The 13550-nt window shown below is 42.6% G+C and carries 13 protein-coding genes and 1 tRNA gene; 6 read left to right on the top strand and 8 right to left on the bottom strand.

Going from position 1 to position 13550, the window contains the following annotated elements; all coding sequences use genetic code 11:
* Positions 1–12: 12 nt before the first annotated feature.
* Together NSE_RS03625 and NSE_RS03620 are read right to left on the bottom strand one after the other, a co-directional pair.
* Complete coding sequence (locus NSE_RS03625; protein ID WP_227028951.1) at positions 13–753, bottom strand: tetratricopeptide repeat protein; 741 nt, start codon at positions 751–753, stop codon at positions 13–15.
* Positions 754–873: 120 nt separating this feature from the next.
* A complete protein-coding gene (locus tag NSE_RS03620) occupies positions 874–1500 on the bottom strand; it encodes an OmpA family protein (protein ID WP_011452261.1) in 627 nt (208 codons plus the stop codon).
* 396 nt (positions 1501–1896) lie between these two features.
* On the opposite strand from NSE_RS03620, the gene NSE_RS03615 reads away from it, so the two are divergent.
* Positions 1897–2637 carry an Mrp/NBP35 family ATP-binding protein gene (locus tag NSE_RS03615; RefSeq protein ID WP_011452260.1) on the top strand — a complete coding sequence of 247 codons (741 nt, stop codon included), beginning with the start codon at positions 1897–1899 and terminating at the stop codon, positions 2635–2637.
* A gap of 134 nt (positions 2638–2771) precedes the next feature.
* Positions 2772–4328, top strand: coding sequence for a glutamine-hydrolyzing GMP synthase (gene guaA, locus NSE_RS03610; protein ID WP_041917529.1), 1557 nt, complete (start codon positions 2772–2774; stop codon positions 4326–4328).
* A 62-nt stretch (positions 4329–4390) separates the two neighbouring features.
* Here guaA and NSE_RS03605 read toward each other — a convergent pair whose 3' ends face one another.
* Positions 4391–6127, bottom strand: a complete 1737-nt coding sequence (locus NSE_RS03605; protein WP_011452257.1) for a monovalent cation:proton antiporter-2 (CPA2) family protein — start codon at positions 6125–6127, stop codon at positions 4391–4393.
* A 21-nt stretch (positions 6128–6148) separates the two neighbouring features.
* Entirely contained in the window at positions 6149–6679 is a 531-nt protein-coding gene (locus tag NSE_RS03600) for a thioredoxin family protein (RefSeq protein ID WP_011452256.1), read from the bottom strand.
* Positions 6680–7059: 380 nt separating this feature from the next.
* Between NSE_RS03600 and infA the strand changes: the two genes are divergently transcribed.
* The 3 genes from infA to NSE_RS03585 are packed head-to-tail and all read left to right on the top strand — an operon-like array spanning position 7060 to position 8419.
* A complete protein-coding gene (gene infA, locus NSE_RS03595; RefSeq protein ID WP_011452254.1) occupies positions 7060–7341 on the top strand; it encodes a translation initiation factor IF-1 in 282 nt (93 codons plus the stop codon).
* Positions 7342–7383: 42 nt separating this feature from the next.
* Entirely contained in the window at positions 7384–8004 is a 621-nt protein-coding gene (locus NSE_RS03590; RefSeq protein WP_041917528.1) for a Maf family protein, read from the top strand.
* Positions 7994–8419, top strand: a complete 426-nt coding sequence (locus NSE_RS03585) for a transcription antitermination protein NusB (protein ID WP_011452252.1) — start codon at positions 7994–7996, stop codon at positions 8417–8419. The genes NSE_RS03590 and NSE_RS03585 overlap by 11 nt, the downstream gene beginning before the upstream one ends.
* 8 nt (positions 8420–8427) lie before the next feature.
* Here NSE_RS03585 and NSE_RS03580 read toward each other — a convergent pair whose 3' ends face one another.
* Positions 8428–10371 (bottom strand): hypothetical protein, encoded by a 1944-nt coding sequence (locus tag NSE_RS03580; RefSeq protein WP_157858685.1) that lies wholly within the window; start codon positions 10369–10371, stop codon positions 8428–8430.
* 190 nt (positions 10372–10561) lie between these two features.
* Between NSE_RS03580 and NSE_RS03575 the strand changes: the two genes are divergently transcribed.
* A tRNA-Ala gene (locus tag NSE_RS03575) sits at positions 10562–10634 on the top strand.
* A gap of 81 nt (positions 10635–10715) precedes the next feature.
* Here the strand turns inward: NSE_RS03575 and NSE_RS03570 are convergent.
* From NSE_RS03570 to NSE_RS03560, 3 genes are read right to left on the bottom strand one after another with little or no spacing between them, the layout of a single operon-like run.
* Complete coding sequence (locus NSE_RS03570; RefSeq protein WP_011452250.1) at positions 10716–12362, bottom strand: CTP synthase; 1647 nt, start codon at positions 12360–12362, stop codon at positions 10716–10718.
* Positions 12355–12678: a preprotein translocase subunit SecG gene (gene secG / locus NSE_RS03565; RefSeq protein WP_011452249.1), complete on the bottom strand. Its 324-nt coding sequence runs from the start codon at positions 12676–12678 to the stop codon at positions 12355–12357. The genes NSE_RS03570 and secG overlap by 8 nt, the downstream gene beginning before the upstream one ends.
* Positions 12679–12738: 60 nt before the next feature.
* Complete coding sequence (locus tag NSE_RS03560) at positions 12739–13479, bottom strand: P44/Msp2 family outer membrane protein (protein WP_011452248.1); 741 nt, start codon at positions 13477–13479, stop codon at positions 12739–12741.
* Between the last annotated feature and the right edge of the window lie 71 nt (positions 13480–13550).

Raw genomic sequence — 13550 nt, 5'->3', positions numbered from 1 at the left:
GATTGTAACATATCACTCGAATTCTTGCATTATATTTTCACAGTGTGGCGAGAGAATTTCTTTCTCCTTCTTGAGCTGTGTTTTGACAGTAGAGTTAGATGAGAATTCTTTAAGAGCCTTCTGCAAAATTGAGCATGCGTGATTATAGTCTCCTGTTGATCTTAATATACTAATTGATTTCACTAGTGCTAGAGGTGCCCGAATTCCCATCTTGTCTGCTTGATAACTTTTTATAAAGCTAACTAACGCAGCTTTGTATCGCTTCTTGTTCAAATGGAGGTTTCCGAGGAAATAATATACATCGTCTAAAAAACTGCTTTCAGGAAATCGTCCAACAAACTGGTTTAAGCTTTTTTCAGCTTCTTCACTTTGTGATTGCTCTATCAATAAAAGGATGTTCTTGTAATGATTTCTCTCCGAAACATCTGGCGAACCTATTTTTTCTATCTTGTTGATATTGGATGGGGCTGTTTTGTCTACGTTGTGTAAGTTGCTCAATTCAGGGTCATTCCTCTTAGGACTCTTTTCCCGTGTGATTTGAGGTTTTTTGGTTGGATAAAGCAGAACTCCTTCAGATGCAGTATCTCCCTTTTTCAACTCTCCCAGAAGGACTTCAATTTTTGATATGCCATCTCTTATTGCTTCAAGCTCTTTTACCACAGAGTTGAGATCCACATTCTGCTCAGCTACTTGTTGGACCGCAAAAGCTACAGACCCACAAGAAAAGTGAATGCAAAGAGGAAGAGATAACACAAACCGAAACAAAAAAGACCTCATGCACCCATACGTAGAAATACGAAGCCGTTGAAAAGAGCGGATAGAGAGAAGAGAACTCGAAGACTTCCCAAGCTTCACCATACTGATTCCAAGACACTACCCTTGATCACATTCTTGTACAAACTCTATAATTACCCTACGATTTCTTGCGTGAGCCTCTTCTGTATCACCCTCGTCAACAAGCTTATCCTTACCTGCGGAAGCTGTGCAAAAATGGTTTCTTAAAACATCTTTTGAAAAAGAAACTGCTTGTGTCACATTATCCAAATCACCCGTGCTTCCTGAATTGTCTACCTTTTCAGAAGAGATGGGAAAACTCCCGAATTCTTGAGCAAGATCGTTTAGGTTTTCAAAGACGTCTCCCAATAAGTATTCAAGAACCGTAATGGCTCTCTCTTTGCCAAGCCCAAGGCTGTTCTCCGGAGTTTCAAGCTTGTCAGTGTGACCTGTAATTAAAACTTTTAGGTTAGGATTCTCGCTAATTCTCAAGGCAATACACTCAGCAATGTTCTCATAAATGAGCTGTCTTGCCTCAGGTAGTGCAGTGGATTCACCAGACCTGAAATGAATTATGGCCACTGTTCCGTTTTTTGCTGGACACTGGCACTCCACATCGGCAAACTGTGAAGAAGCAGGACCACCACGTCGCGATGTGTTTATATGCAAGCAGCCGGACAGCAATAAAAGTGCTGAAAATACTGCAACACTAACGATCCTTGACATTGTATCCCCCTAGTTCCCAACATCATAAAATTCTCAGCTAGAGTGCCCACCGGCATACATGTAACCCAGAAAGCAAACCCGCCGAGATGGTACCCAACCCAGCTTAACTAAAGGTTAATATGCATTAAAAGTCAACTGCAGATATATGCCATTTTCAATATGCACATGTAAATAAGGCAGGTAGGGGCGTAATGTCATTTGATGTGAGCGAAGTGTTTTTCCTAGACAGCTGATAGGGTAGATCGACAATTGATTTTTTGCCGTAACGAAAAATAGCCCTCTTGTTTCAAACTACGGGTATACAATACCATTTGATCTGAACAAAATGTTCCATTTAACAGCCGATACAGAGGATTCTTTAGAGACCTTTTTTATAGCGGAGTGTTCGGATTTGATATGCCAAAAACTATTATTATTGCTTCTGGTAAGGGAGGTGTAGGAAAATCGACGGTCGCGTTAAATCTTGCTGTTTTACTGGCGCGAAGGTTCAAAACCGGCCTGATAGATGCCGATATCTACGGACCCTCTCTCTCGTTTATGCTAGGAACGAAAACAAAAATTACAATGACTGAACGAGAAACGTTAGTTCCTGTGGAAAAGTTTGGACTTAAATATGTTTCAGTTGGTGCAATGGCTGAACCAGGTGCGCCAATACTCTGGCGTGGGCCAATGCTGTCTAAGATTCTACGTACCTTTCTTACCAACACTGAATGGGGCGAGTTAGATTATCTTGTTATCGATACTCCTCCTGGTACCGGTGATGTTCATATTACACTCTGCAGTGATTTTAATGTTGATGGTGCAGTTCTGGTAACAACTGCACAAAGAGTTTCCATACAGGATGTTTCAAGAGCATGTGAAATGTTTAGGAAATTAAAAATTCTTGTTCTTGGTGTAATTGAGAACATGAGTTGCTCAAATTTATATAAAGACGAGCAGTATATTATTGGAAACGCAGAAAACACAAGGGAATTTTCAAAAGCTTTTTCTATTCCAGTGCTTGGTAGAGTTCCATTTTTGAGGCAAATCTCATATTCGTGTGATAATTCTATACCCGCGGTGTTAGACGCTGAAATCACCACGATATACAAACCAATCTTAGACGAATTGCTTCTTAGGCTAAATGAAAAAGTGTGATCAGAATTTGTGAGACAAACTAAAGGGGAATATTCACACGGCAAGGTGTATTTCTTTACTTTTAACTGTGCTTCACTAGATTTTGTTATCTATCAGCAATATAATCTGCCTGTGTACTCCCGTAAAGCGAGATGATGCCCGAAATAGCCATCATTGATCTAGGATCGCAGTTTACCCAGCTGATAGCTCGAAAGTTAAGGGAAAATGGATGCTGCTCGTGTATCTATAACCCCTCTGGCTTTACTTTCTCCAATGACATAAAGGGTGTTATATTATCCGGTAGCCACCAGTCTACCAGTGAGTATGCGAACTACAGAGACCTAATCGCAATGGTTCTGAGCCTGAATTCTACGCATGGTATACCAGTGTTAGGAATCTGCTACGGAAAGCAACTCCTAAGCGATTTCTTAGGTGCTAGTGTGGTCTCTGGTAAAAACCGCGAATATGGAAGGGCTAGACTCCAGATCGTTGCAGAAAGCCCGATTGTGAGCAACATCAGTGCCTCGGATTTTACGGTCTGGATGAGTCACGGTGATGCGGTTGTGACGCTTCCTTGTGGTTTTAAATGTGTCGCAAAGACAGACGATTGCCAATTTGCACTAATTGCTGATGAAAACAGGAAGATATATGGCTTTCAGTTTCATCCTGAGGTCTCACACACTGAGAATGGTGGTGTCTTACTACGCAATTTCATATCAATTGCAGGAGTTGAAAATACCTGGGATCTACAAGTTTTTTCCGAAGAAGAAAAACGCATGGTAGTTGCTACCACTGGTGATGCAGGTGTTCTTGCTGCAGTCAGCGGAGGTGTTGATTCAACAGTTGCAGCGAAATTTATGCACGGAGCAATAGGTGAAAGGCTTCATTGCATTTTTGTAGATACAGGACTTCTAAGAAAAAATGAAGCTAATGAAGTGAAGGAATCATTTTCATCGTTGGGAATACCGCTGAAGATTGTTTTTGCAGCTGATAGGTTCTTTAAAAAGCTTGCTGGAGTTGCAGATCCCGAACAGAAGAGAAGAATTGTTGGAGAGACTTTTATTCAAGTATTTGAAGAAGAGGCTCTAAAAATCCAGGGTGTGGAATTTCTTTTACAGGGCACTTTGTACCCCGACGTTATCGAATCGGGTGGTGGAGGTTCCCATACAATTAAATCTCACCACAATGTGGGTGGGCTGCCCAAGAAAATGGGGTTAAAGTTGCTTGAGCCTTTTAGATTGCTCTTTAAAGATGAGGTGAGAGCAATTGGGCGTCAGTTAGGTGTGAGTGAGGTCCTTTTAATGCGGCATCCGTCACCAGGACCTGCTCTGGCGATACGAATCCTAGGAGAAGTAACTCAAGAAAAAGTGGCTGTGCTTCAGGATATCGATGAGATATACATCTCGACAATGAAGGAATACAATCTGTATTCTCACATATGGCAGGCTTTCAGCGTATTATTACCAGTTTGTTCCGTTGGTGTGATGGGTGATAAGCGCTCTTATAACTATGTTTGTGCGCTACGCGCTATTGTTTCTCACGATGGAATGACAGCTAGTGCCTATCCATTTGAGGCTCATGATGATGATAAATTGCGCTTTCTTTCCTTTCTGAATGAGGTTGCAACCAAAATACCCAATCGTGTGAGCGCAGTCTCTCGTGTAGTATATGACATTACATCCAAACCGCCAGCCACAGTTGAGTGGGAATAAACCTTGATATCACAGCGCTTTGTGCATACGGGCTAAGCTCTCGGTACTTGTGCGTGTGGTCTCTAAGAAGGTGGTTCCTCTTCTTTGGCGATGCTTTTTGGAATTGCATAATCACACGCTCTGAAGCGTTCTTTGAGTGAGGCAATTGCAAAAGATCCTAGGCCGACTGACTGTAACACTTCTGCTCCTATTTGCAGACCAGTTTCGTAGGTTTCTGGTACAAGCTTATGTGCGCCTAACTTTCTATAAGTCTTGATATCGGAGAAATCTGCCACGCGTGCGACAATAGTAGCATGAGGGAAACTTTGCCCTATAAGGGCGACCGCCTTTTTACTAGTAACCCCGTTTTGCATTGAAAGCACTATAGTGGAAGCTCTGTCTGCGGCGATTGCATCTAAAGTGGCACGCTTGTTGATGTTCCCTTTAAAAATAGGGAAACCTTCATCCTGTGCCTTTTCCACAATCTTAGAATCCACATCAATGGCAATGTAGTTGATTCTTTCCTCAGCTAGCATTCGCGCAACCATTCTACCCACCCGGCCAAAACCCGCTATGACGACATGGTTATCAATATCAGCGACACTAGCACGCATTAGTTGAATGAGTTCGTCTTCCTCGACTATTCTATCAGGTGCCTCAAGTTTATTTGCAACCATGGTTCCAATGCTGGAGAAAAGTGGTGTAAATGCCATGCTCATCGTAACCGAGGAGACCAGTATGTTAACCATTGAAGCATCAAGGATTGTAGTGCTGCTGTCCAGTTTAAACAGGATGAGTGCAAATTCACTGCCCTGTGCTAACAGCAAACCAGCATTTATTGCAGGACCAGTTTTAAACCCAAACAATTTTGCTAACCCTATTACAATTGATGCTTTGAGTGTCATTAAAGCTAAAGCTATACCGGTAATTAATCCTATGTTTTCGACGAGCATCCTGAGGTCTATCGACATACCAACTGTCATAAAAAACAGGCCCAGGAGCAAACTCTTGAATGGGAATATTACTTGCTCGACTTCGTGACGGTATTCCGTTTCTGCAAGCAAAAGACCGGCCACGAATGCGCCCATCGCCATTGATAATTCAAGTTTCTCGGTTATATAAGCTGCTCCGAGTACTATGAGTAGCGTCGTGGCTATGAATAGTTCACTACTCTTAGTGGAAGCAATAATCTTAAAGAAAGGCCTTAGCAACAACCTACCAGCAACAAAAATTAGCAACAACACTAAACCAGCCCTGATTAGTGACATGGCAATAGGAAGGAGAAGATTCTGTGGTGCGTTATTTCCCAAAAGTGCAACGAGTACTAACAGTGGCACAACCGTAAAATCCTGCATTAGCAAGACAGCTATTGAAAGCCTTCCTACTTGGTTTGATTCCATTCCGGTTTCTTGCAGCACTTGAAGTACTATAGCTGTTGAAGAAAGGGCAAACGCACACCCTATTATGATTGATGCACTCGAACTATTACCAAATATTCGACAGATTAATATGATCAGAAGCGCAGTTATTATGACCTGTAATGTTCCTAAGCCGAAAACATGCAGCCGCATGGACATGATTCGATCTAGCGTAAGCTCCAGCCCGATCAGGAAAAGTAAAAAGACGATACCAAATTCAGCGAAGGTCTCCATGGGTGAGGAAAACGTGACTATCTTGAACCCATGTGTACCAAGTACTGCTCCGGCGACAAAATAACCCAAAATTGGACTTATATTTAACTTCAAGAACAACGCTACCACTAAAACAGCGGTTGAAAGCAGCGCTATTACCTGGAACAAAGTGATGCCATCATCAAACATGCAAAGGTGGTACCGTCAAAATTATTTCCACTTTATTGAACAACCAATACTGGGCTTCTGTTTTCTCGAAACTTTTCTACCGCCAGCGATCTCAAGCATCGCATCGAGCAGGTCATGTGTTCCCGATGCAAGGTCAATGAATTGGCCACGGTATTGTAATTCAAGGTTTCTGTCAAAACCGAAAAAATCCGGTGTACAAACAGCCCCATAGCTTGCGGCAATTCTTTGGTCGGCATCATAGATGTAAGGGAACGAAAACCCGTACTCTTGTGCAAAGTCAGCCATCTTTTCCGGTGAGTCTTCTGGATACGAAGAGACATCATTGGGCATGACTGCCACTACACCGATACCCCTCTCCTGCATCAATTTTACATCTTTGGAAAGTTGGCGCACTATCTGTTTTACATACGGACAATGGTTGCAAATAAACATCACTAGCGTGCCGCTGGGACCAGCAACACTCGAAAGCGAGTACATGGAACCACCAAACTCGATCGAAAAAGGAGGCGCCTTGAAGCCAAGCGAGGCTTCTGGAGTATTCATCCTTACCATAATAGAAAACGCCAGAGACGGTGAGGTATGATAACCCAAATAACCCTAAATCGCAAGAGTATCAAGAAGAGCAACCCTTTCATTAACCAAAGAATTTTTTTATTCAGATCTTATGGATGCAAAATCTCACATCCTAAGGGAATGGCTTAAGGTATGTCCCAAGTTAGCGTTTAATTATCTAAATATATAATTTTTTTCATAATTCAGCATTTGGATTGCTCTGTGCTGGGTCAGGGGAAGTTGTTAATCCAAATTTTAACAATTATCATACAGATGAAGTCATTACTTGGTATGAAGATCAAGTTAAGATTTCATATAAGTTCATTTGACAGAGTTAAAGTTGTAAGTTTGTAAAATCCGTATGTTGAGGAAGCATTGTTATGCCTAGAGAAGATGAAAGGCGCTTCGTAGGTGAGGTAATCGAGGTCCTTAGGGGACCCGAGTTTCGAGTAAGACTTGAAAATGGGAGAGAGATACTAGCGCATTCCTGTGGTAAAATGCGCAGAAAAAAAATAAAAATTATCCTTAGTGATAAGGTAGTTGTCTCGATGTTTCTTCAGTATGACACAAACAGGGGGATCATTGTCGAAAGAGAGGGATTCCGGAAGAAGCGTATGGATGATCTTGGTGAGGGAACTACTAAAGGTAAGACACGAAAATGAATCACTCAGTCACGTTGACCCTCTACTTACCTGTTGTGTGATATGTATTCCGACTTTATTCTGGGTTCTTCGTCAAAATGCAGGAGTCAGCTTCTTGAGGTCCTTGGATTTTTCCCGAAGAGATCCATTGGACCAGAAATAGATGAGTCACCGAAGAAGGGTGAGCTTCCTCTTACCTATGCTAAGAGAATGGCTTACGAAAAGGCACTTAAACTTAAAAGAGTTTGTCACGAAGAAAACGTAATAACAGCTGATACCGTAGCTTCCTGTGGTAGACGGATACTTCCCAAGGCGTGCTGTGACGAAGATGTGCGTTATTGTCTCGAGTTTCTAAGTGGAAGGCGACACAGACTTTATACTTCGCTTTGTTTGGTTACAAAGTCTGGTGAGGTAAGACAAAGGACGGTCATGACTGTCCTAAAGTTCAAAAGGCTCTCTAATGAAGAAATAGAATTTTACCTGGCAACAAAGGAAGGTATTGGCAAGGCAGGCGGCTATTCGATACAAGGAATGGCGCAGGGCTTCGTTTTATTCATCAGGGGTTCATACTTCAATGTTGTTGGACTTCCAGCATATGAAGTTATCTCACTTTTAAGGTCTGTAGGTGTATTTCAGCAGAGTAGGGAAGCTCTCTACTCACAAGGAGTAAAAGATGCCAAGTGAGAAAAGGGTTGCCAGATTACTGTCTATTGAAGTGTGCTACTCAAGTTATTTTTCTGATTTGCCGCAATCGGAGCTTATTAGTAGGGCCTTGGAGCTGCAAGAGATGCCCTATATGAAGCGATATGATCTTGAGTTACTCAATTCTATCTTGGATTTATGTCTCGCTAATGTAGAAGCGGATACAGAGCTTATAGGACGCTTCTTATCTGAAGAGTGGGAGATAAATAGAATAGATAATCTCAAGTTATCGCTTTTGAGGGTTGCCATATCTGAACTACGACTAAGCAGTGTTGGGCAAAGAAATCTTGTCATTAACGAATATGTAAGCTTGGGAGGACTCTTTCTGTCAGTAAAGGAGGTTGGTTTTGTCAACGCAATACTGGAGAAGCTGGCAAGCGAAATTCAAGGAAAGTAGATAAAGTTTTATCTGGAGGCTGACTGCTCTGTTTGTTGCTTAGGATCAATTCCACGTTGTACAGTTGGACCTGCGAGATCTGTAACAGGGTGTCTTTCTTGGTGTGAACTACCAATACTAGAAGATAGAGTGGAAAGCGAACTAGAAGATGAAGCTGTGCTTTCTCTCCTTGTCCGTGTTGATTGGCACTGTGGTGCCTTTGTAGGCACACTCTTGCCATCTGTATTGGCCAAAGAAATTGAGCTACTGCTTCTTGCAGCATTTGTAAACAGAGATACACAGTGCTCTCCTCCTATTCCTTCGAAAGCATCTACTTGTACTGGCTTTAGGCCGAAGCATCCTGTTTTTCCTCCGCTGTGTGAAGCAAGGAATTGCACATGACCACTGCCGGTTAGTGCTTTTTGTATTGCTTCTGGTTGCGACTTAGGAATGTACGCTGCGCATGCAATTGCGTCTGCTACCATTGATGTATATCCAGTGCGATCCTTACCACTTTTACACGAGACACATAAAACATCATTGTCACATACCTGTTCCCACAGTGCAGTGACCTTAGCTGCGAGCCTTGCGTTTCTGTTTCTAGGAGTACCTCTGAGTTTTGATGCCAGCACTTCAAAGAGCGAAGTAAGTCTACCCAAAAGGCCGCTTTGTTTAATCTCAAGCCTCCTGAGCTCGACCATTTCCTTTGCCAGAGCTCTTTCTTCTTGGGTTTGTAGATTAAGTAAGTTGGCGCATGCTTGCCTGTAACCTCTTGTATTCCAGCGACTAGTATTCTGTGTGAGGTACTTTAATAAGGCTTGCTGTTCGGGGTTTGTACTTATTCCAGATTTTTCAACATATGCAGCTATTGCCTTGTCGCAGGTACTGCGTATTGTATTTCTACTTATAAATCTGAGTGCGTTAACTGGTATTATGTGGGTATTTTCCCTGCCAACAGCGCTTCTCGTAGTGTCGACCACATAGGTGTCTAGGGCACTTGAGCTCGCCCTAGGAAAAAATCTGTCGATGAGTCCCTGGCATGGAACTCTCGAACAGAGGGTGAGTACGTTCACATTTTTTCCAGGGTTAGCATTACATAGTTGTTGATAGTTCTCATTAGCCAGCTGTAATCTTTCTGTTCTGTTACCCTGTGTACCAGCGACTGCTGCGCTGTGCGTGTAACTAGCCAGAACTGTTTTATTGGTGATATTACCCGAATCGTCTAGGGTGAGCTTTGCAAGTACTTTTCTATAACAATTACGCAGACCGGGTATCTCTCTTAGATATGCTGAGGGAATATGCTTGCCATCCGTTAAGGCATCTACATGCCTTCTAAAGAGGGCTTGTTCAACAGGATGTAAAAGCTGATACCAGGACTGAGTGCTGTAATTCTCTAAAAGTTGCTTCTGATGTTCCGTTGTTCCTGTAATTAGAGTATCACTTTGAGAAACAAGGCTGTCTCCAATTTTTGTAATTGTTTCTACTGAATAGTGCTGTCTTTCTCCTAAAGGGGCATAAGACTCAGCTTTTCTCAGCAGCCTGGAAATTTCTTCTAGTGAGAGTGATGGCAGTACACGTTCCTTGAGAATTGTGCAAACTTCGGAGTTAAAGTTTTTCAAAAATCCCTTGCATGCCTTTTCATTATGTCGCGGAAATCCACTTATTAGGACAATCAGGGCTCTCCTTGTAAGCTGACTTCTTAGCCTTTCCTTCTCAGGAGCATCGACTATAGCAGCAACTATCTCATCGGCCCCCCTGAACATATTCATCACCTGTAGCAGGTAGTCATGCGATGAGAATAGAGGTTTTGGTTCTTCGTTTTGCGCTGATGAGAGATCGAACCGTGTTATCCGTCCCTTATTCTCATCTTTAATCCATACTATACCCCTATCGGCATCTGCAGCCTCCTTAAGTATGAGTAATGCTTCCTCATAGCTAAAGTTTTGTTCCGTGGTATGCACAATGAAATTCATCAACGACACAGTTGCGTGTAGTGGGGAATGTGAACTTGGTGATTGCATATGTTTAATAGGATCTTGGTCTCAGTCTGCTTCTGATATTTTAGTTTTAATAAATTTACAAAACGTGAAGAATAAACTTCGTAATGAAAAGGGCATCATCTCAGCTTGACATCTACACCGTGATAGTTTCTAATGTGCCAGAGGGGGTATAGCTCAGCTGGTAGAGCATCTGGTTTGCACCCAGAAGGTCGCAGGTTCGACTCCTGTTGCCTCCACGGTCTTTAATGGCACCCCCATCAGGCTAATTGTAGCATAGATTCACGTAAGAGACTAGGTTTCCTGTGTGTGCGTCTGTATCAGCTGTATTTACGTAGCAGTCCTGCTCTTACGAATGATAAAAACAGCGGATGTGGTTTAAATATCCTGGATTTGAATTCTGGGTGAAACTGTACCCCCAGAAACCAAGGATGATCTTTGAGTTCGAGGATTTCTGGAATATCGCAACCTTTCTCTGAATATCCAGAAAAAAGCATACCTTTTGCCTCCAGTTCAGGCAAATAATGTGGATTGGCTTCGTATCTGTGTCTGTGTCGTTCTGAAATTACCTCTGTTTCGTTGTAGATCGCGTAAGCTTTTGATTCCTTTTTTAGAACGCAATTATATCCACCAAGACGCATCGTGCCCCCAACTTGTGAGGATTGACGGCGCCTTTCCACAGATGAGTCTGAACGGTGCCACTCGTCCAAAAAGCAAATTACAGGTGCTTTACAATTTTTGTTAAACTCCGTTGAATCAGCATCTTTAATTCCGACAACATTCCTCGCAAATTCTAAAATTGCTAACTGAAAACCAAAACAAATACCTAAAAAAGGAATATTGTTGATTCTTGCATGCGTTATTGCTAATAGCTTGCCGTCTATTCCATTATTACCAAAACCACCCGGGATGAGTATCATGTCAAATTTTGAAAGGTCGGACATGTCTTTTCCTCGTGCGTCTATAATTTGGACAGATAAATTTACTCCTACAGCGAAAGCAGCATGCTGCAAAGCAGAATCAACCGAAATGTAAGCGTCGCATAAACCTGAGTACTTACCAATTATCGCTACAAAAAGTTTTTTACCACTGTTTGCAAGAGATCGTGTTCTTCCTACAATCTCTTTCCAGTGAGATACGCCTGCTTCTAGTGGACCGCACCCAAGAAGCGCACTTATTTTTGTGTCAAGCCCCTGCTCTTTATAGATCAGAGGGATCTTGTATATGTTGTCTACGTCCTGCGCTTCTATAACGTTACCCTCCCTAATATTACAAAATAGAGCTATCTTCCTTTTGTCTGCAGCAGACATTTGTGCTGATTGTGTTCTGCATATTAAGAAATCAGGTTGTATACCTAAAGCATTCAATGCCTTGACAGAGTGTTGAGAAGGTTTTGTTTTAAGCTCACCAGAAGCTTCTAAGTAAGGAACAAGGGTAAGATGTATGTATATGACATTTTCCTTCCCAACTTCGTAGGCAACCTGCCTTGCGGATTCAAAAAATGGCTGCCCCTCAATATCTCCGACTGTACCACCAATCTCACACAGTATCACATCATACTGGTCAGACCCGGAGTAAATAAAGTCCTTAATAAGATTCGTGACGTGTGGAATAACTTGAACAGTTGCACCAAGATACTCACCATTCCGCTCGCGTTCTATAAGGTCAACATATATCCTCCCTGCCGTCGTGCTATCACGGTGGGTGCAGTTTATACCAGTAAATCGCTCGTAATGACCAAGATCAAGATCAGCCTCAGTACCATCTTCAGTGACGAAGACCTCACCGTGCTGCAGTGGGCTCATAGTTCCAGGATCGACGTTAAGATAGGGATCCATTTTCCTGATGCAAACACGAAACCCCATAGACTGCATCAAAGATGCCAAGGCGGAGGTCGTAAGCCCCTTACCAATAGACGACGAGACACCCCCTGTAACAAATATGAAGGCACAGGATCTCCTATTCAAAGGAGGTATAGTCGACATTTTCAGCTTCCCTATGATCTGCTTCTAGGGCCCTCTCTAACTCTTCTTCCACTTCATTTGTTATAACCTCGGTGTTCGAAGTAAAATTCAGCCTTCCGAGGAGTATTGTATTTAGAAAGAACACGAGCAGGAGGACCCAGGTGAACCTCACAAACAAGCCAGATACACTTCTGGCAGGAAAAAGACCCCTACGCCCAGAGGTAAAAGTACCAGCGACATCGGAGCCTGAACTTTGACACAGGACCAACGTCACAATTAGGACCGCAACAATGAATTGTAAAACAATCAAAAATAACATGCGCACCCACACAGAATCAGCGGTATGGAAACTCCACCTCGCAGCGATAGGAACTAAGAACTATGCATTCATAGGCACCATCACACCAACCTCAAAGTTGTGTATCATATGTGCAACCTTAGGTGTAAAAGCGGTAGTACCATCGTCTGCTTTTGCGCCCGTATACTCTCTTTCGTTGAGATATGTAAACCTATATCCAGCATAAGGCACAACAGAAGTCAGACCAGTCACATTAACACCAGCTTTCAACTGAGAAGCGAGGTGATACGCTGTAACCGAATTAGATTTCTCAAAATCCAAAGCCACCCTGTGCGCGCCAAAACCTACACCAAAGTATGGACTGATATAATCAGTGATTGCAACGTCATAGTTTACACTAAGCATGCCACCAACAAAGGTTGCACCCTTATAAGTTGCAGTATCTGCATTCGCATCACTTCCATTGCTAGCAGGAACCTTTGTACGTAACTTGGTATCTTTTTTAGCAGTAATTTTGTGTACGCTACCCTCAATCTCAACCCTCATACCACCAAAGTAATATCCGAGAGAGCCAGACCCGCCCATGAGTCCGAAATCATATTCTGGCTTGAATGCTTTTTTTTCGGTTGCAGTAGCATTATTGGCATATGCTTCACCACTCCACTCAGTCTCCTGAATCATGCCAGGAGCATAGCTAACTTTAGCATAAAACACATCCGCCTCTTCAGCGAAACCTTCCGCACCGCCCTGCGAATAAGAAGGAGATGCGCTCGCAAGTACACCAAAAATGGCAAGACTCACTAGGAACTTTCTATCTATCATTTAGTTCACCTCTTTGAAGTTTCATAGGAAAAGTCTATATCATGTCCTTCAAGAAGTCCATCGTCAAGGGC

It is taken from the genome of Neorickettsia sennetsu str. Miyayama, from assembly GCF_000013165.1.
GTDB classification, from domain to species: domain Bacteria; phylum Pseudomonadota; class Alphaproteobacteria; order Rickettsiales; family Anaplasmataceae; genus Neorickettsia; species Neorickettsia sennetsu.
The sequence above is the reverse complement of the archived record's forward strand: the minus strand, read 5'-3'. Positions and strand labels throughout refer to the sequence as shown.